Annotated in this window: 17 protein-coding genes; 12 read left to right on the top strand and 5 right to left on the bottom strand. The window is 31.6% G+C overall.

Translation table 11 applies throughout. The features are described 5' to 3' along the window. The first annotated feature begins 214 nt into the window (after positions 1-214). The 7 genes from PG912_RS00250 to PG912_RS00220 all read left to right on the top strand — a co-directional run bounded on the left by PG912_RS00250 (position 215) and on the right by PG912_RS00220 (position 7,031). On the top strand, positions 215-1,192 hold the full coding sequence (locus tag PG912_RS00250; protein ID WP_275688017.1) for a sensor histidine kinase: 978 nt from the start codon (positions 215-217) through the stop codon (positions 1,190-1,192). Further along, positions 1,161-1,838: a response regulator gene (locus PG912_RS00245; RefSeq protein ID WP_275688016.1), complete on the top strand. Its 678-nt coding sequence runs from the start codon at positions 1,161-1,163 to the stop codon at positions 1,836-1,838. Before PG912_RS00250 ends, PG912_RS00245 begins: the two co-directional genes overlap by 32 nt. Before the next feature lie 697 nt (positions 1,839-2,535). After that, positions 2,536-4,017, top strand: a complete 1,482-nt coding sequence (glpK, locus tag PG912_RS00240; RefSeq protein WP_275688015.1) for a glycerol kinase GlpK — start codon at positions 2,536-2,538, stop codon at positions 4,015-4,017. A 4-nt stretch (positions 4,018-4,021) separates the two neighbouring features. Continuing rightward, on the top strand, positions 4,022-4,564 hold the full coding sequence (locus tag PG912_RS00235) for a pyridoxamine 5'-phosphate oxidase family protein (RefSeq protein WP_275688014.1): 543 nt from the start codon (positions 4,022-4,024) through the stop codon (positions 4,562-4,564). Positions 4,565-4,925: 361 nt separating this feature from the next. Further along, positions 4,926-5,597, top strand: a complete 672-nt coding sequence (locus PG912_RS00230; RefSeq protein WP_275688013.1) for a phosphoglycolate phosphatase — start codon at positions 4,926-4,928, stop codon at positions 5,595-5,597. Position 5,598: 1 nt separating this feature from the next. Next, positions 5,599-5,799 (top strand): NAD(P)-binding protein, encoded by a 201-nt coding sequence (locus PG912_RS00225; protein ID WP_275688012.1) that lies wholly within the window; start codon positions 5,599-5,601, stop codon positions 5,797-5,799. Next, on the top strand, positions 5,796-7,031 hold the full coding sequence (locus PG912_RS00220; protein WP_275688011.1) for a hypothetical protein: 1,236 nt from the start codon (positions 5,796-5,798) through the stop codon (positions 7,029-7,031). The genes PG912_RS00225 and PG912_RS00220 overlap by 4 nt, the downstream gene beginning before the upstream one ends. A 380-nt stretch (positions 7,032-7,411) precedes the next feature. Here PG912_RS00220 and PG912_RS00215 read toward each other — a convergent pair whose 3' ends face one another. Next, positions 7,412-8,590, bottom strand: a complete 1,179-nt coding sequence (locus PG912_RS00215; protein WP_275688010.1) for an acyl-CoA dehydrogenase family protein — start codon at positions 8,588-8,590, stop codon at positions 7,412-7,414. A 140-nt stretch (positions 8,591-8,730) separates the two neighbouring features. On the opposite strand from PG912_RS00215, the gene rnpA reads away from it, so the two are divergent. From rnpA to purD, 4 genes are all read left to right on the top strand, one after another. After that, on the top strand, positions 8,731-9,114 hold the full coding sequence (gene rnpA, locus PG912_RS00210) for a ribonuclease P protein component (RefSeq protein WP_275688009.1): 384 nt from the start codon (positions 8,731-8,733) through the stop codon (positions 9,112-9,114). Then, the gene (locus tag PG912_RS00205) at positions 9,104-10,729 is read left to right on the top strand and encodes a S41 family peptidase (protein WP_275688008.1); all 1,626 of its coding nucleotides are present in this window, start codon (positions 9,104-9,106) and stop codon (positions 10,727-10,729) included. The genes rnpA and PG912_RS00205 overlap by 11 nt, the downstream gene beginning before the upstream one ends. Positions 10,730-10,771: 42 nt before the next feature. Then, complete coding sequence (locus PG912_RS00200) at positions 10,772-12,451, top strand: DUF6909 family protein (RefSeq protein WP_275688007.1); 1,680 nt, start codon at positions 10,772-10,774, stop codon at positions 12,449-12,451. A 155-nt stretch (positions 12,452-12,606) separates the two neighbouring features. Continuing rightward, entirely contained in the window at positions 12,607-13,881 is a 1,275-nt protein-coding gene (gene purD / locus PG912_RS00195) for a phosphoribosylamine--glycine ligase (protein WP_275688006.1), read from the top strand. A 281-nt stretch (positions 13,882-14,162) separates the two neighbouring features. Here purD and PG912_RS00190 read toward each other — a convergent pair whose 3' ends face one another. Together PG912_RS00190 and PG912_RS00185 are read right to left on the bottom strand one after the other, a co-directional pair. Then, on the bottom strand, positions 14,163-15,206 hold the full coding sequence (locus PG912_RS00190) for a sensor histidine kinase (protein ID WP_260585571.1): 1,044 nt from the start codon (positions 15,204-15,206) through the stop codon (positions 14,163-14,165). A gap of 149 nt (positions 15,207-15,355) precedes the next feature. Then, positions 15,356-16,051, bottom strand: a complete 696-nt coding sequence (locus PG912_RS00185) for a response regulator transcription factor (RefSeq protein ID WP_275688005.1) — start codon at positions 16,049-16,051, stop codon at positions 15,356-15,358. A 181-nt stretch (positions 16,052-16,232) separates the two neighbouring features. On the opposite strand from PG912_RS00185, the gene PG912_RS00180 reads away from it, so the two are divergent. Continuing rightward, a complete protein-coding gene (locus PG912_RS00180) occupies positions 16,233-16,949 on the top strand; it encodes a 3'-5' exonuclease (RefSeq protein ID WP_260585573.1) in 717 nt (238 codons plus the stop codon). Positions 16,950-17,219: 270 nt separating this feature from the next. Here the strand turns inward: PG912_RS00180 and PG912_RS00175 are convergent, their stop codons facing one another. Both PG912_RS00175 and PG912_RS00170 read right to left on the bottom strand, forming a co-directional pair. Continuing rightward, positions 17,220-19,082: an ABC-F family ATP-binding cassette domain-containing protein gene (locus PG912_RS00175; protein ID WP_275688004.1), complete on the bottom strand. Its 1,863-nt coding sequence runs from the start codon at positions 19,080-19,082 to the stop codon at positions 17,220-17,222. A 120-nt stretch (positions 19,083-19,202) separates the two neighbouring features. After that, the gene (locus PG912_RS00170) at positions 19,203-22,586 is read right to left on the bottom strand and encodes a GEVED domain-containing protein (protein ID WP_275688003.1); all 3,384 of its coding nucleotides are present in this window, start codon (positions 22,584-22,586) and stop codon (positions 19,203-19,205) included. Positions 22,587-22,707: the final 121 nt, after the last annotated feature.

The raw sequence follows: 22,707 nt of genomic DNA, 5'->3' as shown, positions 1-22,707 counted from the left end.
CCCAATACAATACGCTTTTCTATTAGAAAATTTAACTGTTAGCAATTTTTTACTGGGTAATAAAAAAAATGCGTTAAAACAGTATAATGAGGTTTTAAAAATTAGAGAGAACAATAATAATCCTAGTGAAGCTAGTGTTGCTTTAATTAATATTTCTAATTATTACAAAGATATTAATCAAAATGAAAAGGCACTTTTACACTCAAATAAAGCATTGAAATATGCCAAGCAAACACATAATAACAAAAAATGGCTAGAAGCTTTAAAGAATCTTTCAAACTTAACAACAGGTAAGCAATCAACAAACTACCTACAACAATACATTAAACTTAATGATAGCTTGTTTACTAAAGAGCGTCAACTAAAAAATCAGTTTGCTAAAATTAGGTACGAAACTGATAAAAAAGAAAAAGAAAACACTGTTTTAAAGTCTGATAACGAAAAAAAGCAAGTAGAGATAACATATCATAAACAACAAAAAACTATTGGTTGGTTGGCAGCTGCAATTGGTTTACTATTATTTGGTGTGAGTATCTTGTTTTTCTTTTTTAGAAAAAGAAAACTATTATACTTGGCACAGTTAGAAAGAGTAAAAGCAAGAGAACACGAGCGTCAGCAAATTGCAAAATCATTGCACGATGAGGTCGCGGGAGATTTGCGTTTATTACACCAAAAGTTAGAAAAATCTAATTTATTAGAAGAAGCAAAAAAACTGGATGCCGTTAAAGAAAACGTACGTAATTTATCGCACCAATTAAGTAGTATTAGTTTTGGTAAAGTTTCTTTTAAAGATCAAATAATTAATTTAGTAAGCGATTATTTCGAACTAGATTTTAGAATAACTGTTGCTGGGTTGCAAGAAAACGAATGGCACACTATAAATGATGCTATTAAACGCTTACTATATTTAAGCGCTCGAGAAAGTATACAAAACAGTAAAAAGTACGCACAGGCAAGTAAAATAAGTATCGATTTTATTGTACATAAAAAATATGTACATTTGACTATTACTGATAATGGTATTGGTTTTGATACTAATATCAGTAAAAAAGGAATTGGTTTACAAAACCTACAAGAGCGTGTTGAAGAGTTAAGCGGAACTCTAAACATTGAAAGCGAAAAAGGTAACGGAACCAAAATTAGCATACAAATCCCCATAAATGTCTGGACAAATAAAAATACTCTTAGTTGATGATCATCAATTAATAATTGAAGGAATTCTTTCGTATTTAAAAGATATTGATAATTTAGAAATAGTAACTGCAAATTCTTGCGATGAAGCTTTTTCTAAAATAAAAACAGCACTTCATAGCAATCCGTTTCATATTGTTTTTACCGATTTAAGTTTCGATAACAATAACGGAAATGTTATTTTAGATGGAGGTGAAGCTTTAATAAAAGCGATTCAACAAGAAGAAATTGATATAAAAACAGGTGTAATTACTGGTCATTCAGAAACCAATCGTGTTTTTAATGTTATTCATAACTTAAACCCTTCTGCTTATATTTTAAAAGGAAATTGTAGTACAGATGAATTAACTTTTGCAATTCAAAAAATGTTAAAAGATGAGGTGTATTATACCCATGAAATCCATCAAAAACTTTTAAAAAGAGCATTAGTTGAAATTCAAATGGATGAGATTGCCATTCAAATTTTAAAAGAGCTACCAAACCATGCTAAAATTGCCAATTTAGAAGGTATTATTAAAAAAACAGATGGTTCTTTAATTAAAATACGGTCTATAGAGAGTAAACTAGCCAAACTTCGCACCGATTTACAAGCGCATAACAATACAGACCTAATATTAAAAGCCAAAGAATTAGGTATTATTGATTAACCCACACGGTAAACTACACTTTTTTTTGCGGTAATTACATTTTTAAAACACAGTGTTTATTATAGATTTGCTGTATAGTTTAATACTATATGGGGAAATTGAGAAAAGAAAAATCAAAATAAACCTTTCGGGCACTACTGAAAGGTTTATTTTTTTTTACAAAAACACCACCACGGAAACACACATTTTTTTTTGCGGTAATTACATTTTTAAAACAAAAAAACCACTATATATTTGTAACATCAAATTTTCGAATATATGGGGATAAAAACGAAAAAATGATATTTAAGGGAAATAACCTTCTAGAAATACCTAGGGGGTTTTTTTATTTTTAAAAAAAGTTAAAAAACTCATATTCAAATAAATACTGAGTAAAAACACAGTTTTTTTTGCGGCAATCCCTTTTATAAATTTAAAATACTGTTATATATTTGTAATGTTCTTTTGAACAAAATTTAGGGGGTATTAATTAAATTTTTAAAAAAATGGGGATTTTTTTATTAAAGAAAACTACACGTGTTTTTAACGAGTTCTTATCAACTTTATCTGAGTTAGGTAAAGGTGCTGGTTACGCTTTAAAACACTAGTGTTAGTAAACTTAAGGGATAAAACCTTCTTGATAAAATTATCAAGGAGGTTTTTTATTTGCCTAATTTTAAATTGTAAATTGCTTTTTTAATTATTCATTACAATTTAAATGGCAAAATACATTGTTGCGTTAGATCAAGGTACTACAAGTTCTCGTTCGGTAATTATTAACGAATTGGGAGAAATTATTGCAATGAATCAGCAGGAGTTTGAACAAATATTTCCGCATCCTGGCTGGGTGGAGCATAATGCTGAAGAGATTTTAAATACGCAACTTTCTACATTAAAACAAGCAATTCAAAAAGCTAATATTTCACCTGCTGAAATTGTTGGAATTGGTATTACCAATCAAAGAGAAACCACCGTTGTTTGGAATAAAAAAACAGGTAAACCCATATACAATGCTATTGTTTGGCAAGACAAACGAACTGCTAGTATTTGTGAAAAATTAAAAGCAAGAGGATTAGAAAACTACGTACGTAAAACTACTGGCTTAGTAATAGATAGTTATTTTTCTGCCACTAAAATAAATTGGATTTTAAATAACGTTAAAGATGCTAAATTAGAAGCCGATAAAGGAAATTTATTATTCGGAACTATTGATACTTGGTTACTTTGGAATTTAACCAACGGTAAAGTTCATGCCACGGATTATAGTAACGCTTCTCGTACCATGCTGTATGATATTAAAAACTTATGTTGGGATGAAAAATTATTAAAAGAACTCAATATTCCTATTGCAATGTTACCTGAAGTAAAACCCTCTTCACATCATTTTGGAAATTATGAATTAGATGAATATAAAATTCCGATTGCAGGAATTGCTGGTGATCAACAAGCTGCACTTTTCGGGCAAGCATGTTTTACTAAAGGTGAAGCTAAAAACACCTACGGTACCGGCTGTTTTATGTTAATGAATACCGGTGAAAACCTTGAATACTCTAAAAACGGATTGCTAACTACTATTGCCTGGGGAATTGATAATAAGATATATTATGCACTTGAAGGAAGTGTATTTGTTGCAGGATCGGCAATACAATGGTTACGTGACGGATTACAAATTATTAGCAATGCTGATGAAAGTGAAGCTTTAGCTAAACAGGTTAAAGGAGAAAATCCTGTATATGTTGTTCCTGCTTTTGCTGGTTTAGGTGCCCCATATTGGGACATGTATGCACGTGGTGCTATCTTCGGATTAACTAGAGATACAGGTAAAAATCATTTAATAAAAGCTACTTTAGATTCACTTGCCTACCAAACTAAAGATATTTTAGAGGTAATGCAAAAAGACAGTGAAGTTAAATTAACTTCCTTAAAGGTTGATGGTGGAGCTTGTGCTAATGACTACTTAATGCAATTTCAGGCAGATATTTTAAACACAAAAGTTGAACGACCTGAAATTATTGAAACCACCATTATGGGCGCTGCTTATTTGGCGGGAATTTGTGTGGGACTATGGAAACAAGAGGATATTTTAAATAGACGAAAAATTAACAACACCTTTACTCCTGCTTTTCCTTCAGAAAAAAGAGAGAAATTATACGCTAAATGGCAAAAAGCTGTTGAACGCACTAAAGATTGGGAAGATTAAAATTATGGCAAAATTCAACAATAAAATTACTTCGAGAGTTCAACAATTTATAGCAGCACAAAAAGTGTTTTTTGTAGCGACCTCTCCTAAAAACGGACGTATAAATTTATCTCCTAAAGGAATGGATTCTTTTCGTGTTTTAAACGAAAATCGCGTAGCTTGGTTAAGTGTTACTGGTAGTGGTAATGAAACCTCAGCACATTTATTAGACGACAATCGAATTACTATTATGTTTTGTGCTTTCGAAGGAGCACCTAATATTTTACGTTTATATGGCACGGCAAAAGAAGTTTTACCAAATGATGCTGAATGGGATGATTTAATTACTCAATTTCCAAAATTATCAGGAACTCGTCAAATATTTGATGTAACTGTTGAAAGCACACAAAATTCATGCGGAATGTCTATTCCTTTTTATGAATACAAAGAAGAACGAAATGAATTATTAAGTTGGGCAGAAGAAAAAGGAGATACCGGAATTGAACAATACTGGGAAGATAAAAATAAAATTAGTATTGATGGGTTAAACACCAAGTTTAAAGATTAAATTTAATTTAAATATTAAGCTGATTTCTAACAATTTCGAGAACTCCTGATATAACGAACTGAACCTCAACATATCATTAAAGTTGACAAAATTTAAAAATGTGTACTTTCCTAAAATTAGTAGATAATTCATGAATAAGTTAGAAATAGTTAAGAATAAACCGAAAACATTAGGATACGTTGATATAACTATAAAAGCAAACAATAACTATATTTAATCCAAAATTCGCTTTTTTTAGTTCTTATGCTAACCTTTAACCAAACTCTAAAAACTATTTAGTAGAATATATTATTTTCCAACATCATTATAAATATTTACTCTTTTAGTAAAACTTCCGCATCTTTGCTTCAAATTAAGCATTGTGGATTTTAAAAATAAAGAACTTATCATATTCGACTTTGATGGAACACTTATTAATAGTATTCCAGATTTAACGTTGGCTATAAATAAAATGTTATCACATTATAATTTATCACCTTTAACAATAAAACAAGTTACTCCCTTTATTGGTAATGGCGCAAAGCCTTTGGTAAAAAGAGCGCTAGAATATTCAATAAAAAATAAAGAAGTCTCTACAACACTTTTAAATGAGGCATTCGGAATTTATTTCTCTGCTTATAAAGAAGTTACTTGTGATGAAACATATATGTATCCTGATGTTTTAGAAACATTAAATTATCTACATAAAAAAGGATATAAAATGGTGATTTGTACTAATAAACCTTTTGGTTTTGTTGAACCCATTTTAGATAAGTTATCAATTAAGCATTTTTTTAAATGTTGGATTGGAGAAGATTCTCTTTCAAAGAAAAAACCCAATGCTATTCCGCTTTTTCACTTAGCTAAAGAAATGAATGTTACTATTAAAAAAAGCATCATGATTGGTGATTCTAAAAATGATATTCTTGCAGCACAAAATGCTAATATGGAAAGTATCGGTGTGAGTTACGGATATAATTACAACGAAAATATTTCAGATTATAACCCTACCATAGTGATTGATAACTTTGCTGAGTTACAAGAATTGTTTTAACATGGATAAAATTTATAATGTAGGTATTATTGGTGGTGGAATTTCTGGTGTTGTTGTAGCGTTAGAATTAGCTAAACACAACGTTGACACTATTTTATTTGAACAAGAAAAAAGTCTTGTAAATGGCCTCCTTTTTGTCATTTACATGCTGGCGGTAATTTATATCCCGACATTTCTGATGAACAATGTAAAATACTTATGAAAGAAGCGATAGGTATGGCAAGATTATTCCCACAATCTATTGACGAAAGACCTACTTTTATTAGCATTCCTACATCAGAAAAATACGAAGTAGGTAAAATTAATAGTCGTCTTGAAATGCTGGTCGAGTATTACAAAAAATTAATAACCGAAGATCCTTTTAATAAAGTTCTCGGCGCTCCAGAAGATTATTATAAAGCATATACTAAAGACGATTTAAATGCTTTAGCAAAACAACCAACTGTTAAACATCCAAAATCAGCTGATGAATGGATGTCGAATACTATTAAATTAATTGATTATAAAAAATTAAAAACACCGGTATACATAGTTCAAGAATATGGGTGGAATCTTTTTAGGTTAGGAGCCCAAGCTCAATTAGCTTTAAATAAAACCGAGAAATGTACTCTAAAAACTAATACTAATGTTACGAATATTAAAGATGTTCGTAATAAAAATGTAGATTACAACTGGGAAGTACAGACTAGTGATTCATTGTATAAAGTTAACTATTTGATAAATTCATGTGGGTTTAAAACAGGAGAAATTGATACTCATTTAAACTTAAATGCAGCTCGTTTAATTGAATTTAAAGCTGCCTATGTTTCTAAATGGAAACCTATTTCAGGTTTAATTCCTGAACTTATTTTTCACGGTGAACGTGGTACACCAAACGGCATGGTACAACTGACCCCTTATTGTGAAGATTATTATCAAATTCATGGAATGACAGCGGATGTTACCTTATTCAAAAATGGATTGATACACTCTAAAAATAATGAACCGCAGCCTGAATTTAATGATGCTATTAATCAAAAAATACATCATGGTTGGAAAAAAGAAGAAATAAAAACAAGAACTGAAAACGCTATTAAACTTGTTACTCAGTTTGTACCTTCATTTAAATCTGCTACCGTTGGAGGACCTCCACTTTACGGAGCCCAACAAATTCATGGTGATGATCCAAATTTAAGAGTTGGTGAAGTTAGTTTTCCTTATAAATATTATGCACGATGTGAAATTATTAAAGCCTCATCTGCCTTAACCGTTGCAAATAAAATAATTCATAAAATCCAGGAAGAAAAAATTATCCCTTTAATTCCAAAAAGCTTACCTCAAAATTTATTATTAGATCGTATTTCAAAAAACGAAATTAACAAACTAGCTAGTAAATTAGCCATTCAACGTGGTTACCCAAAAGCATTATCTCAACTGGTTATTGATAGAAAATAATACTACTTTCTAAAACCTGATAAAAATCATGTTTTAAACAAATATATCTGTATACTTTTGTGGTGTTAATTTAGATACAATATGATACAATTAGTTAATACCCCTCTAGTTTCTTGGACAAACGGTACCATTATGATTGCAATATTTGGGTTGGTTTGTATAGGGCTAGTTGTTACACTTTTACTTCTTATAAGTACTGGCAAGAAAAAAGAATAGCAAATTGTATTAAATATTTTTTTAATAGTTGATTTTAGGAGAAGTGCTCTGTTTATATGTTGGTGGTTTAACGTCTAGAGTACTTCTTCTTATTTAAAAGTAGTTAATTTAAGAAGAAATGGTGCTGTTTATATACTGGGGGATAGTATTCAGAACATTTCTTCTTATTTAAATGCATTTAAACCAGTAATATCTAAACCGGTAATTAATAAATGAACATCATGTGTTCCTTCATAGGTAATTACGCTTTCTAAATTCATAGCATGTCTCATAATAGAATATTCTCCTGATATTCCCATAGCCCCTAAAATTTGCCTTGCTTCTCTTGCTATTTTTATAGCCATATCTACATTATTACGTTTTGCCATAGATATTTGAGCAGATGTTGCGCGTCCTTCATTTTTTAACACACCTAACCTCCATGTTAATAATTGTGCTTTGGTGATTTCAGTAATCATTTCGGCTAATTTTTTTTGTTGTAATTGAAACTGACCTATAGGTTTACCAAACTGTGTACGCTCTTTTGCATAACACAAAGCTGTGTCATAACAATCCATTGCAGCACCAATAGCACCCCAAGCAATACCGTAACGAGCGGCATCTAAACACAACAAAGGTGCTCCTAATCCAGATTTATTTGGTAATATGTTTTCTTTAGGAATTTTAACATTATCAAAAATAAGCTCACCAGTTATTGATGCCCTTAACGACCATTTATTATGTGTTTCGGGTGTAGAAAAACCTTCCATACCTCTTTCAACAAGTAAACCATGAATACGTCCTTCTTCATTTTTTGCCCAAACCACTGCAACATCACAAATTGGCGCGTTAGAAATCCACATTTTAGCTCCGTTTAACAAATAATGATCTCCCATGTCTTTAAACTTGGTTTCCATGCCTGACGGATTACTTCCATGGTTAGGTTCTGTTAAACCAAAACTCCCAATCCATTCGCCTGATGCTAATTTTGGTAAATATTTTTTTCGTTGTGCTTCATTTCCGTAATTATAAATTGGGCCCATTACTAACGAAGATTGTACCGAAGCTGTTGAGCGAATACCACTATCACCACGTTCTAATTCCTGCATAATTAATCCGTAGGAAATTTGATCTAATCCTGCGCCTCCATATTCAGTAGGAATATACGAACCAAAAGCACCAACCTCAGCTAAACCATTAACTAATTGTGTTGGGAATTTTGCTTCTTGCGCAGCATCTTCAATAATTGGAGATAAATTTTTCTTTACCCATTCACGGGCTGTATCTCTAACAAGTTTGTGTTCATCAGTTAACAAATCATCAGTTTGATAATAATCAGGTGCTTGAAATAAATCGGCTTTCATAAGTTTACTTTAAAGTTAATTACTAACGTTGTATATGTTGATGATTTGTAAATTAATTACAGTGGTTCTATTTAAAAGTATTGATTCAAAAATACTCAAAAAAAAGGTTTTTAGTAGCGATTTATGTATGTTTGTAATAGATGAGATTTACGCTAGGACAACAAGAACGATTAAAGAGCAAAAAGCTAATAGAAAAACTATATGAAGAAGGGAAATCTATAAAGGTTTTTCCGCTTCGAATGGTATATGTACAAACTGAACATACTTCAAAATTTCCTGTTCAGGTTGGGGTTTCTGTTCCAAAAAGGAATTTTAAAAGCGCCGTTGATAGAAATCGCATAAAACGCTTATTGCGAGAAACCTACAGAAAAGAAAAACACACGGTTTATGACGCTGTAAATCAACCGTATGTATTTATGATTTCTTATCTTGCAAAAGATGAATGGACGTATGCTGATATAGAGCGTAAAATGCAGAAATTATTAACACTTTTTGTAGCAGAAACTACCAAGGATGAAAAATAGAAAAGTACTTTTTTTTAGCGCTCTAGTTATTATCTCATTGTTATTCTCATTTCAATCTCGTTTTTTTGAAATAGCGAAACAAATAGAAATTTACAATAACTTATTTAAAGAGTTAAACATTAATTATATTAATGAAATTAACCCTGGTGATTTAACCGATAAAGCAATTAAAAACACGCTTAAAAACTTAGATCCTTATACCAATTTTTACAACGAACAAGATGTTGAAGATGCTCGTATTCGTCGTGAAGGAGAATATGGTGGCATCGGAATTACTACTTTTTACACAAAAAAAGGAATTGTTATTGCGGAAGTTTATAAAGGTTTTTCTGCGGATAAAGCAGGTTTAAAAACTGGGGATATTATTACCACTGTAAATGGGCAAAAATTAATTGAATTAGAGAGAAGTCAATATTCTCAAATGATAAAAGGAACTCCAAATAAAGAGCTTTCTTTAATTATTCTTAGAAACAACATCGCAAAAAACATCAGCTTAAAGCTAGATAAAGTTATTGTAAATCCAGTGCCTTTTTACGGTATGATTGATGCCGAAACTGGGTATATTATTTTAACTCAATTTACCAATCAGAAGGCAACACAACAGGTTTCTAAAGCTTTTAGTGAATTGAAAGAAAAGGGAATGAAAAAATTAGTGTTCGATTTACGTAGTAACCCTGGTGGTTCGTTATTTGATGCCGTAAATATTACTAATTTATTTATCCCTAAAGGATTAAAAGTAGTTGATACTCGTGGTAAAATTAAAAAAAATAGCAGAACTTATAACACCAATAGAGAGCCATTAGACACTGAAATTCCTATCGTTATTTTAATAAATGGGCGTTCTGCATCGGCTTCTGAAATTGTTTCTGGAGCTTTACAAGACTACGATCGTGCCGTAATTATGGGCGAACGTTCTTTTGGTAAAGGTTTGGTACAGCGATATTTTGAGCTGAATTACGGAACCCAAATGAAAGCAACTATTTCTAAATATTATACGCCTAGTGGCCGTTGTATTCAGGAATTAGATTATGCTAATCGCGATACTAAAACAGGTAAAGTTCCAAAGTTTTCTGACGGAGCAGTAAGTTTATTTACAACACAAAACGGACGAACAGTTTATGACGGTGGCGGGGTAACACCAGATATAAAAATGAATTTTTCTAAAAAAACTACCGAAACTAAAAAATTGCTCAAATCAAGAGCAATCTTTAATTTTGTAACTGATTTCACGAATAAAAATCAAAATTTAACTACTGATAACTATTTTTTTAAAACTACTGATTTCAAAAATTTTAAAAACTACTTATTAAACAAAGACACTGTTTTTATAACTAAAGAAGAAAAATTATTTAAAACCGCATACCTTGCTGTAAAAAACAATGCTACCATTTCATCAGAATACAATACCATTCTTCAAAAATTAAAAAAAGAAAAAGTTAGTAAAATAGCATTGAATGAAGATGTTTTATCTAAAAATATACAAAACGAAATTGTAAAGCGATATGCCTACAAAGAAGGGATGTTTAAACATCAACTTCAAAATGATGAAACCATAAATAAAGCAGTAAACTTACTAAAGAATCAAAAAAAATATAATGCTATTTTAACAAAATAGTATCCATAACATAATTTGTATCTTTGACCTTTAAAAATAAATATGTCAAAACCCAACCATAAAGAACGTACCAGAGCCCAAGAATCTACCAATGCCATAGAAAAATTATACATTTCTATGCGTCATTTATTTAGTCGTGGTTTTTATAAACCGATGGGAATTTCTGGAGAAACATTACGTAAATCATTATTACAATTAAGACCCGAAATTTACGGATCGATTGCTGAAGATAAAACCGAATTAAACGGTTTAGTGTATATTATAGAGCGATTACCTGAAGGAATTGAAGAATGTCAGTTTATCTATTTAACAGCCGATGAAGGTTATAGAAACTCTAAGTTCAAAACAATTGTTCCTCCAAAAAGAAGAAGAAATTGTTACCGTATTGATAAGGATCAAATGAATATTGAAATTACGCGTGGTCGTTCTGAAATTTACGATATTCTTACGCATCTTACTTTCTTATTTATAGAATCTCATAAAATTAAAGATCGTGTTGTTATTGATAATGGCGATAGTTTTATTAGAGAATGGGTGCATTTAGAAGAGGTTGTTTTGTATAACAAAACACTTACTGATGAAGAAAAAGATGTAATTGTTGTGCACCTTGGTAATATCTTAGGGCGAACATACGACGAGGTATACGATGCTTATAATACCTTTGCTACTGAAGAAAACCCGAATCGTTTTTTCCACCTTATTTATTGGTTAGGTAAACTCGCTATAAACGAAGCACTTTTAGAAGAAAAACGCTCTGTAAAATTTAGTGCTGTTTTAATTGAAGAAATTGGGCATCATTTTTATGGTGAAATTTGGGCAAACAACATTAAAAAAAATCTTGTAGATAATAATTTACTAGAACGTCCTATTCATATTATTAGTGCCAATATGCACAGTGTTATGAATAGTATTTACGCACAAAACGCCTTACCAAAAGAAACAAAAAAACATAAAGGGTTTGAGCTTTTTGAGGTATTAAGTAATGCCAATAGTCAACCTTTACAAAAGGCTGTTAAAAATTACGCATCAGAAAACGGCTTGATTTATTTAAAAGATACTTCAGGAACCAATATCAATGTTCAAATTATTGATACTGAAAAAATCGATTTAGATACAACTTCATATGAAAAAGTAAATTCTGTAAGTGAAAAACCAGTTATTATTGTAATGGATTATGCTTTCGGAGAACAAGCATTTGAAACAATGGATGAACTGTTGAAGCCTTATAAAACAGGAAATAAATCTACTCATTTAAATGTTCTTTCGGTTTCTATTATGGGGAAAGCTGGTATTTTAGAAGGTGGTAAAGGTGATATTATGATTCCTTCTTCACATATTTTTGAAGGAACTGCTGATAATTATCCGTTTAAAAACGAATTAGCAAAAGAAGATTTAGAAGGGTTCGGTGTACAAGTTTTTGATGGAACGATGGTGAGTGTATTAGGAACTTCTTTACAAAATAAAGACTTACTTAAATTCTTCCACGATTCTACCTGGAATGTTATTGGGTTAGAAATGGAAGGCGCGCATTATCAAAAAGCAATTCAGTCTGCTTCTAAAATTAGAGGAAATGTACGCGAAGATATTAAAGTAAGATATGCATATTATGCTTCAGATAACCCGTTAGAAACAGGTGCAACACTTGCTTCTGGAGGATTAGGAATGAGCGGAGTAACACCAACCTATGCGATTACTCAAAAAATATTAGAACAAATATTTTAGTCGCTAGGCAATTGCCAAAAAATAAATTTTAAAAAGGCTTCTTTTAAGTAAAAAAGAGGCCTTTTTTGTTTTTTATCCGATTTTTGAGAATTGTTTTGCTCATAGCCTTTTTTCTTGCTTTATATTTGCATTTACAACACAACAATACAACAACAATGAATATCTTAATTTTAGGATCTGGAGGTAGAGAGCATGCATTTGCTAAAAGCCTTTCAGAAAGTAACAAAACAAAAAATCTTTTTGTAGCACCTGGTAACGCTGGTACAATTAAAGTAGCTACAAATATTGCTATTAATCCTACCGATTTTAACAAAGTAAAAGAGGTTGTTTTACAACACAACATTACGATGGTAGTTGTAGATCCTGAAGCTCCTTTAGTAGCGGGTATTCACGATTTTTTCTTAGCAGATAACGACTTAAAAAACATTCCTGTAATTGGACCTAAAAAAGACGGTGCTTTATTAGAAGGAAGTAAAGATTTTTCGAAGCAGTTTATGATAAAACATAATATCCCTACTGCAAAATATCAATCATTTACCTCTGAAACTTTATCCGAAGGAAAAAACTTTTTAGAAACCTTACAACCGCCATTTGTTTTAAAAGCTGATGGATTAGCAGCTGGTAAAGGTGTTTTAATCTTAAATGATTTAAACGAAGCTAAATCAGAATTAGAAGAAATGCTTTCGAATCAAAAATTTGGAGACGCTTCATCTACCGTAGTTATTGAAGAATTTTTAAACGGAATTGAACTTTCTGTATTTGTTTTAACCGATGGGAAAAATTATAAAATATTACCTTCTGCAAAAGATTACAAACGTATTGGTGAAGGTGATGTTGGCTTAAATACAGGTGGAATGGGCGCTATTTCTCCAGTTCCTTTTGCTACGGATGATTTTTTACAGAAAGTAGAAAATTTAGTCGTAAAACCAACTATTGATGGTTTACAAAAAGACGGAATTGATTATCGCGGATTTATTTTTATCGGATTGATGAACGACAACGGAAACCCATCAGTAGTAGAATACAATGTGCGTATGGGAGATCCTGAAACAGAGGTTGTTTTACCAAGAATTAAATCTGATTTACTTGATTTATTTGAAGGTGTTGCCAACCAAACTTTGCATGAAAAATCATACGAAGTTACTTCTCAAACAGCTACAACGGTAATGTTAGTTGCGGGTGGTTATCCTGAAGCTTATCAAAAAGGGAAAGAAATTACGGGTTTCGAATCGGTAAATAACGCTATTGTTTTTCATGCCGGAACTACCGAAAAAGACGGAAAAGTAGTCTCTAACGGAGGAAGAGTTATGGCTGTTACTTCTTTTGGCGATACTATTGAAGAAGCACTTGAAAAGTCTTATAAAAGCATTGACAAAATTTCTTTTGAAGGTATGAATTACCGAAAAGACATCGGTTTCGATTTAATCTAAAATTAGAAATAACTTATATATCAAAAAAAGCGTTACTTTAAAAGTGACGCTTTTTTTATAATTATTGATTAATCCCCCAATTATCAATATGAATATCTTGTGTATTATACTACAAATATCAACATAAAAAACAAGTTGAATTATAACATTTGTACGGATTGCTTAAAATTTTGTGTAAATGACAAAAATTACTGTTTATTCGGTTTTAAGTTAAAAAAACACTTAAAATCAACAACTTACAACCAAAAATAATTTTAAAGTACTGTAAACGCTATCGGTTTTTACATTGCTTTTTCTAAAGTAAACGAAAACTCAGATCCTTTTCCAAAATCACTTTTTAGTAAAATGGTTTCGTTATGTGCTTCAATAATATGCTTTACGATAGACAAGCCTAAACCAGAACCACCTTGTTCGCGAGAACGACTTTGATCTACTCGATAAAAACGTTCAAATAAACGAGAAATATGCTCTTGCTTAATTCCCTCTCCGTCATCAATTATTTTAATAATAAACTTGTTTGGGTTATAGGTTTCTATACTTACGCTGGTTATTCCACCTACTTTACCATATTTTATAGAGTTAACTACTAAATTAATTAAAACCTGTTCTATACGCTCAATATCGCCTTTTACAAAGCAAGGAAAATCGTAAAGACGATCAAACATTAAAGTAATGTTTCGTTTCTTCGCTTTCATTTCAAACAAGTCAAAAACATTTTGAACAAGTTCTAGCATATTAAAAGTTTCAATATTCATCTTCATTCCCTCAGTTTCTAATTTAGCAATCATGTCTAAATCTTTAATAATTGAGGTTAATCTCTCTACTCCTTTATTTGCTCGTGCTAAATATTTGGTTCGGATTTCTTCATCTTCTGCCGCACCTTCAATTAAGGTTAAAATATAGCCTTGCACGGTAAAAAGTGGCGTTTTTAATTCGTGAGCTACGTTTCCTAAAAAATCTCTTCTAAAAGAATCTCTTTGTGTTAACACAGCTATTTCTTTACTTCTTTCTTCTACGTATTTTTGTACACTATTTGTTAATTCTTCAATATCAGTAGTTACATTTTTTCTTTCTAAATCATTTGCATCTAAAATAGAAATGTCTTCATATAATTTTTTTACTCTTTGATATATAAAGTACTCCGCTCGGTATTGAATAATAAGAAATGAGGCTATAAACATTACAATTCCGAAAACAATTACAGCGCCAATACCTAATCGATTAACTAAAAGAAAGTACGATAATAAAGCTATTACTATAGATATTGAGGTAGAATACAATGCCGACCAAAGGGCATATCGGTATGTTTTTTTAATTTTTTTCATTATAAAAAAATAGCTTAAAATAGCATATTAGTCAACCTGAATTTATCACAAGTTTACATAATTATTGATTAGCAGCTTGATGTGATTCTGAAATAAATTCAGAATCACATCAATCACTTTAAAAATAAAGGTTAACGTTTTTTGAATTATTATTTATCGTCCTCTAAAACAAACTTATAACCAACTCCTTTAACCGTTTTAAAGAAATCGTCTCCAATTTTTTCTCGGAGTTTACGAATATGAACATCAATTGTTCTTCCTCCTACCACGACTTCATTTCCCCAAACACTGTCTAAAATTACTTCTCTTTTAAATACTTTGCCTGGCTTTGATGTTAATAATGATAATAATTCGAACTCTTTTCTTGGTAAAGCTATTTTTTTATCGCCTTGAAAAACCACATATTCATCTCTGTTAATAACAATATCACCCACTCTGGTTGTCGCGTCTGTTTCTTCTTCTGTTTTTAAACGTCTCAATAAAGATTTTACTTTACTTACCAATACTTTCGGTTTTACCGGTTTTGTAATATAGTCGTCGGCACCAGCATCAAAACCTGCCATTTGTGAGTAATCTTCACCACGAGCAGTTAAAAAAGAAATAATTACATTTTCTAACGCTTTAATACCTCTTATTTTCTGACACGCTTCAATACCATCCATCTGAGGCATCATAATATCTAATAATATTAAATGTGGCGTTACTTTTTTTGCTAGTTTTACAGCTTCAGCACCGTTGTTTGCAGTAAAAACTTGATACCCTTCTGATTTTAAGTTATATCCTACTATTTCTAAAATATCTGGCTCATCATCAACTAGTAAAATTTTAACATCATTCGTATTCATAGGTCATTTTATATTGTGTTACCCAAAAGTAACTATAATATTATAAACCCTGTTCGCTCTTGTTTAACTTAACATTCATTTAATCATTCATAAACATTGGCTTAAATCTAACTACTACTAATACCCAACCATTTCTCGTTTATTTATAGAGGTTTTGTATCTTTAAAAAAAGAAATAAAAAATGCTAGGTAAAATTAACTTACAGAATATCTTGTTTTTAGATATTGAAACGGTTCCTGAGGTGGAATTATTTGCTGATTTATCTGAAGAAAAACAAGAATTGTATGCTTTAAAAACGCAATATCAACGAAAGGATGAAATTAATGTTGAAGATTTTTATCATCGCGCCGGTATTTGGGCTGAATTCGGAAAAATAATCTGTATTTCGGTTGGGTACTTTGTAGAAAATGATGGAGAAAATCAATTAAGAATTACTTCTTTTTCTTCGGATGATGAAACTGTTATTTTAACTGATTTTAAAAAATTACTCGACAAACATTTTAATCAAAACAAGCATTTATTATGCGCCCATAATGGCAAAGAATTCGATTTTCCGTACATCGCACGCCGAATGATTATCAACCGAATTGACTTACCTAAAAAACTAGATTTATTTGGCAAAAAACCATGGGAAGTTCCGCATTTAGATACCTTAGAGTTATGGAAGTTTGGCGATTACAAACACTATACTTCTTTAAAGTTATTGACTTCTATTTTAGGAATTCCTTCACCCAAACAAGATATTGATGGTAGCGAAGTAGCCAACGTGTATTATAAAGAAAAAAACTTACCGCGTATTGTTGATTATTGCGAACGAGATACCGTTGCCGTAGCACAATTAGTATTACGTTTTTTAAATAAACCGATGCTAGCCGAAACAGCTGTTGTTAAGGTTTAAGTTATTGTATATTTTGATAAAACGCTGTCAATTCGAGTGAATTTTACGATTGAAATAAGTAAAATTTATATCGAGAATAGGGTTTTTGCTACATAACGAGTTCTCGATACGATTTTTTAACAAAAATCACTCGAACTGACATTCTAAAAACCTAGATTGTTATGTACAATTTTTATTGTGCTGTTAAAATAAACCAATGCTCCCTGAAACAGCTGTTATTAAGGTTTAAAATTACATCTAGTTTTATAATAAATCTTATAAAAAACGATTCTACTCTCCTTCTATTTTCATAGAAAGCTCTAACCAGCGTTCTTCTTTGGTTTCTAAATCATCTGATATTTGCTGAAGCTCTATTGATTTATCATTAATTTCTTCAGGAGAAAATTCAGCTCTATTAAATTTTCCCTCAATCGTTTCTTTCTTCTTCTGCAATCTTTCGATATCTTTTTCAAGTAAACCCCATTCGCGTTTTTCATCAAAACTTAAAGCTACTTTTTTAGCTACTTTAACGGGTTTTACAACCTCTTTTTTTACCTCTCTAGCTTCTTTTACTTTAGAATCTTCATAAGCTCTAAAATCAGAGTAATTACCAGGGAAATTTTCAATTTGTCCTTCACCTCTAAACACAAATAAATTATCTACAATTTTATCCATAAAATAACGGTCGTGAGAAACCACCATTAAGTTACCAGGATAATCTAATAAGAAATTCTCTAATACATTTAGCGTTACAACATCTAAATCGTTAGTAGGTTCATCTAAAATTAAGAAATTTGGATTTTGAATTAAAACTGCACATAAGTACAAACGCTTTTGTTCTCCTCCACTTAATTTTTCTACAAAATCGTATTGTTTCTTCTTGTCAAACAAAAAACGCTCTAGTAATTGACTTGCAGATATTTTTCGTCCTTTAGATAACGGAATATATTCACCAAATTCTTTAACTACTTCAATGACTTTTTGTCCTGGTTTTATTTCAATTCCTTTTTGGGTGTAATACCCAAACTTTACTGTTTCACCAACTGTTACTTTTCCGCCATCTAATTCGATAGCTCCAGTTAACATGTTTAAGAAAGAAGATTTACCCGTACCGTTTTTACCAATAATACCAATACGTTCTCCGCGTTTAAAAACATAGTCAAAGCCATCTAAAATTACTTTATCGTCAAATGATTTTTTCATTTTATGAAGCTCTAAAATTTTACTTCCTAAACGCTCCATGTTAATTTCTAACTGCACTTCATGCTCGTTACGTCGTTGGTGTGCTTTATCTTTTATTTGATTAAAATCTTCAATACGAGATTTAGATTTTGTAGTACGTGCCTTGGGTTGGCGACGCATCCAATCTAATTCTTTTTTAAATAAACTTTTAGCTTTTCCTAAATTAGTTGCCTCTAGTGCTAAGCGCTCTTCTTTATTTTGTAAGTAATATGAGTAATTTCCTTTGTATTTATATAATTTACCTTCATCTAATTCGATAATCTCATTACACACACGTTCTAAGAAATAACGGTCGTGTGTAACCATAAATAAGGTTATTTTTTCTTTGGCAAAAAAGGCTTCTAACCATTCAATCATTTCTAAATCTAAATGATTGGTAGGTTCATCTAAAATTAATAAATCTGGCTTTTTAATCAATACAATGGCAAGCGCTAAACGTTTCTTTTGTCCACCTGAAAGTTTATCTACTTTTAGTGCTAAGTTATCTAGTTTTAATTTTGATAATATTTGCTTGTATTGTGTTTCAAAATCCCATGCATTGTACTGTTCCATTTGCTCGAAAGCTTCTTGAAACGCATCTACATTATCAGGATTTTCTACTGCTTTTTCGTATTGCTTTATTACTGATAAAACTTTGTTATCCGTAGAAAAAATAGTTTCTTCTATCGTTAAATCAGGGTTTAAGTTATCCGCTTGCGATAAATAAGCAATATCAATGTCTTTTCGACTAACAACTTGCCCTGAATCAGATTCATCAACTCCTGCTATAATATTTAAAATAGAGGTTTTACCACTACCATTTTTAGCAACAAAAGCTATTTTTTGATCTTTATTGATTCCGAAAGAAATGTCTTCAAATAATACTTTTTCTCCGTAAGCTTTTGCAATGCCTTCAACCGATAGGTAATTCATATTCTATATTTTATGCAAAGAAACAAAAAACCCGAGCAAATGCTCGGGTTTTATTTATTTAATCACAAGGCGATAGCTAAGGTTTTTATTTCTTAAGCTTTCCTTGAAATAAAAATCTTATTATTTCTTCATCAATTTAGTTGTTAACGATTTTTGACCGTCATTAACTTCTAAAACATACATTCCTGTTGTTAGGTTTGTAACATCAATATTCGAAGAATTTAATTTCCCTTTTTGCACAACTCTTCCGATTGCATTTACAATCTTATACGTCATGTTTTTAGCTTTAGATGCTAACTTAACTTGTATAAAATCTACTGATGGATTAGGATATGCCATTAAGTTAATTGAAGACTCGTTTCCTAAATTTTGGGCATCTACATCTCCAAAAACTACATTAAAGTTAGACGTTGTTGCTGTAATATTTACCGTATAATCTTCTACTTCACCGTCTGCAAAAGTTTCACAAGCTGTTTGTGCTGCATTATACTTCATTGAAACACGCATTCTTGTTTGACCTAAAGTTGCATTAGATGGTACAGCAACTGTTGCTGTTAAGTTATTTGCGCTTGACGAAGATCCTGAAACTACTTTCTCGCTATCTGCAAATGTTCCATCTTGGTTAAAGTCAATCCAAACTGCCCAGTGCTCTGTATATGCTGTTCCAGAAAAACCTGCACTTACTACCATTGAGTTTGAACTTCCTTGACCTAAGGTTGCTACTTTAGAGGTAAAATCTCCGTAACCACCATTTCCTGGAGTTGCATTAGTCATTCCGCCTAGTTCTACATTATCAATCCACTCATAAGTAGATCTGTTTCCTTTTGACGCACAATAAGAAATCTGATTAGATAAAGTTGTTACATTTACAACGTTACTTGATGCTGATACATTATCTGCTGCATCTTTTGCTCTTACAGAGAAATTGTATGCTGTAGCAGCTGTTAAACCTGTAATATTTGTAGATGTTCCTGTGGTAGAACCTAATAAAGTTGATCCTTGGTATACATCATAACCTGTTACTGCTACATTATCTGTAGATGCTGACCAGTTTAATGATAAAGTAGTTTGAGCTACACTTGACGCTGATAAACTAGTTGGTGCAGTTGGTGCAGTAGTATCTGCCTGAGAATTTCCAATTACTACGGTATAATCTTCTACTTCACCATATTGAATAGAAGCCTCACATGCTGTTGGTGTTGCATTGTATTTTAATACCACTCGCATTCTTGTTGCTCCGTTTAGTGCTGATGTAGGTACTGTAAATGCTCCGCTTACTGGAGTTGTTTTAGATTTTGCTTTTGTCCAAACTGTTTCTCCTGCATCAGAAAAATCTCCATCTTGGTTATAATCAATCCAAACACCATAGCCTTCATCATACGTTGTTCCAGTCCATTTTGGAGTAATCGTAATTGTATTTGATTCTCCTTTTGTTAAGTTCGTTGATATTGATGTGTGATCAGAATATCCGTTTCCTCCAGCAGATGTATTATTGATTGTTCCTAAAACAACTTTTTGAATATATTCATCATTTACACTAGCCCCTTTTGATGTACAATAAGAAATTGTAATTGCTGGCGTTGTAAAGTTTACCGAAGTACTATAACTTGAATTTCCTGAAGAACATTTACTACGTACTTGAACTTCGTATGTTGTTGAAGCAGATAAACCGCTTAATACTTTTGTTGTTGTTGAAACAGCACTTGTAGACCAAGAAGAAGCTGAAGTAGCTTTGTACCTTACATCATAAGTTGCTCCTGTAACTGCTGCCCAATTTACGGTTGCTCCTGTAGCAGAAATACCTGTTGTAGAAACACCTGTTGGTACTGTTGCATTACACGCCACTGGGGTACCTGTAACTCCTGTTACAATTAAAGAATAGTTTTGGCTACCACCAGTTAAAGACCCTTTATGAGTTACTGTTATTGTATATGTTCCTGAAGCTCCTGATACATCTACTCTTTCATAAGGATCAACATTGTTGTCTCTTTTAGCATTGGTAGTTGCACCTGTTAATTCGTATGGTAAATATGTTGTTCCGTTTTTAGAAACTCTAATATCTAAATCGTTTACTAAAACAGGCGTAGTTGAATTTACTGTTGATGTTGCAGTACCTGCTCTATCGACCCAAGAAATAGACGCTAATAAAGGGTTAATTCCGTCAGAATCAACAGTAATCGTATACGTTTGACCCGATGTTAATGTTAACTCTTCTATTTTAGAAGTATTTCCTTTATTGGTAATTGCTTCAGCAGCTCTTTTGGTATGTAATAATCCCCATCCAAAAACAGCATCTGGTCCAGTAACACCAGCATCATCAGCAGTATGAAGCGCTAATCCTTTTAAAGTCGCCGCTTTCATAAAACTACCATTGTTTAAATTTTTGTGATGTTGTTGTAATAAAATTAAAGAACCAGCAACATTTGGCGAAGCCATAGAAGTACCTGTAATCGAATTATAAGCAGTATCACTATTATCATAAGTAGAATATACTCCTGAACCATTACCTGTAATATCTGGTTTGATACGTAAATCATCCGTTGGACCTTCACTACTACTTGGTGCAATTGATACAGAAATTAAATTTCCGTTAGCATCAATATTTGCATCTTGTGCATTAGCAACAACTAAGTTGTTTTTAGAAACTGAATGTCCTGTTAATTTATCAAATCCATACCCTCCTGTTGGGTTTGTATTCGCGCTATTATCGCTACCATCATTACCTGCAGCAACAACCATTAAAAAGTTTGGAGCGTTAAATAAAATCTCATCCCATGCTCTTGATTCTTCAATATATCCACCAAAATAATTTTGTGGTAATTGAACTTGACCTTGCTGATTTCTTGTTGCATATCCGTAAGAGTGATTAGAAATTAACATTCCGTTTGATGCAGCTGATGTTACTTCGGCTTTATCATTATTCCAATCATAACCTACAGCTTTTGCGTGTGGTGCCATTCCTTTTGCATTTGCATCAACACCCGATGCCATAATAGTACCCGTTACGTGAGCTGAGTGATAATGTTTTGCAGTTGTTCCGTCTCCAATAGAAAAACGATTGTTTCCTCCAGCACCATCATATTCTTGGTGTGTTGTTCTTGCCAAACCACCATCCCAAACATGGGCAGTCATTCCCTGACCCATTAAGTTTAAACCTAGTGATCCTCCTGAATTTAAGTGATTTGTTCTTGTAGATTTTGCCGCAGCAACGTTAGAAGTGGTATAGTAAATAGGTTTTCCGTTTACAACTCTTTGTAGTTCAACTAAATTACCTTTTTTGGTTGTAAACTTAGTTTTCCAACCTTTTTGTTTTGCCATTTGAATGGCTTGTTGTTTTTCTGTTTTTGCAATTTTTTGAAAGTCTCCTTTCATTTTTTGAAGCTTCGTCAAATTATACTTACTACGAATTTGCTCTACTTCTCTCTTGTCTTGAGCTTGTGCCTGAAAATTTAATCCAAAGACAACACTAGCTAATACAAGACCTTTTAAGTACTTGTGTTTCATTTTTGAAGGGTTTAAGTTGGTTAGTTGACTATAAATGATTTTTAATTAAAAAAATCTTAATATATTGTCATTTATTCCGCAAATATAGCAAAATATTAATATATTCATAATTATTTAGATA

It is taken from the genome of Tenacibaculum retecalamus, assembly GCF_027941755.1.
Taxonomy (GTDB): domain Bacteria; phylum Bacteroidota; class Bacteroidia; order Flavobacteriales; family Flavobacteriaceae; genus Polaribacter; species Polaribacter haliotis_B.
The sequence above is the reverse complement of the archived record's forward strand: the minus strand, read 5'-3'. Positions and strand labels throughout refer to the sequence as shown.

Bases quoted from the DNA above. Each gene is read 5' to 3' on its own strand.
- rnpA (WP_275688009.1), top strand. From the start codon at position 8,731: ATGAGATTTACGCTAGGACAACAAGAACGATTAAAGAGCAAAAAGCTA.
- PG912_RS00225 (WP_275688012.1), top strand. From the start codon at position 5,599: ATGGATAAAATTTATAATGTAGGTATTATTGGTGGTGGAATTTCTGGT.
- PG912_RS00245 (WP_275688016.1), top strand. From the start codon at position 1,161: ATGTCTGGACAAATAAAAATACTCTTAGTTGATGATCATCAATTAATA.
- PG912_RS00215 (WP_275688010.1), bottom strand. From the start codon at position 8,590: ATGAAAGCCGATTTATTTCAAGCACCTGATTATTATCAAACTGATGAT.
- PG912_RS00205 (WP_275688008.1), top strand. From the start codon at position 9,104: ATGAAAAATAGAAAAGTACTTTTTTTTAGCGCTCTAGTTATTATCTCA.
- PG912_RS00235 (WP_275688014.1), top strand. From the start codon at position 4,022: ATGGCAAAATTCAACAATAAAATTACTTCGAGAGTTCAACAATTTATA.
- PG912_RS00220 (WP_275688011.1), top strand. From the start codon at position 5,796: ATGAAAGAAGCGATAGGTATGGCAAGATTATTCCCACAATCTATTGAC.
- PG912_RS00170 (WP_275688003.1), bottom strand. From the start codon at position 22,586: ATGAAACACAAGTACTTAAAAGGTCTTGTATTAGCTAGTGTTGTCTTT.
- PG912_RS00190 (WP_260585571.1), bottom strand. From the start codon at position 15,206: ATGAAAAAAATTAAAAAAACATACCGATATGCCCTTTGGTCGGCATTG.
- PG912_RS00185 (WP_275688005.1), bottom strand. From the start codon at position 16,051: ATGAATACGAATGATGTTAAAATTTTACTAGTTGATGATGAGCCAGAT.
- PG912_RS00180 (WP_260585573.1), top strand. From the start codon at position 16,233: ATGCTAGGTAAAATTAACTTACAGAATATCTTGTTTTTAGATATTGAA.
- PG912_RS00175 (WP_275688004.1), bottom strand. From the start codon at position 19,082: ATGAATTACCTATCGGTTGAAGGCATTGCAAAAGCTTACGGAGAAAAA.
- PG912_RS00200 (WP_275688007.1), top strand. From the start codon at position 10,772: ATGTCAAAACCCAACCATAAAGAACGTACCAGAGCCCAAGAATCTACC.
- purD (WP_275688006.1), top strand. From the start codon at position 12,607: ATGAATATCTTAATTTTAGGATCTGGAGGTAGAGAGCATGCATTTGCT.
- glpK (WP_275688015.1), top strand. From the start codon at position 2,536: ATGGCAAAATACATTGTTGCGTTAGATCAAGGTACTACAAGTTCTCGT.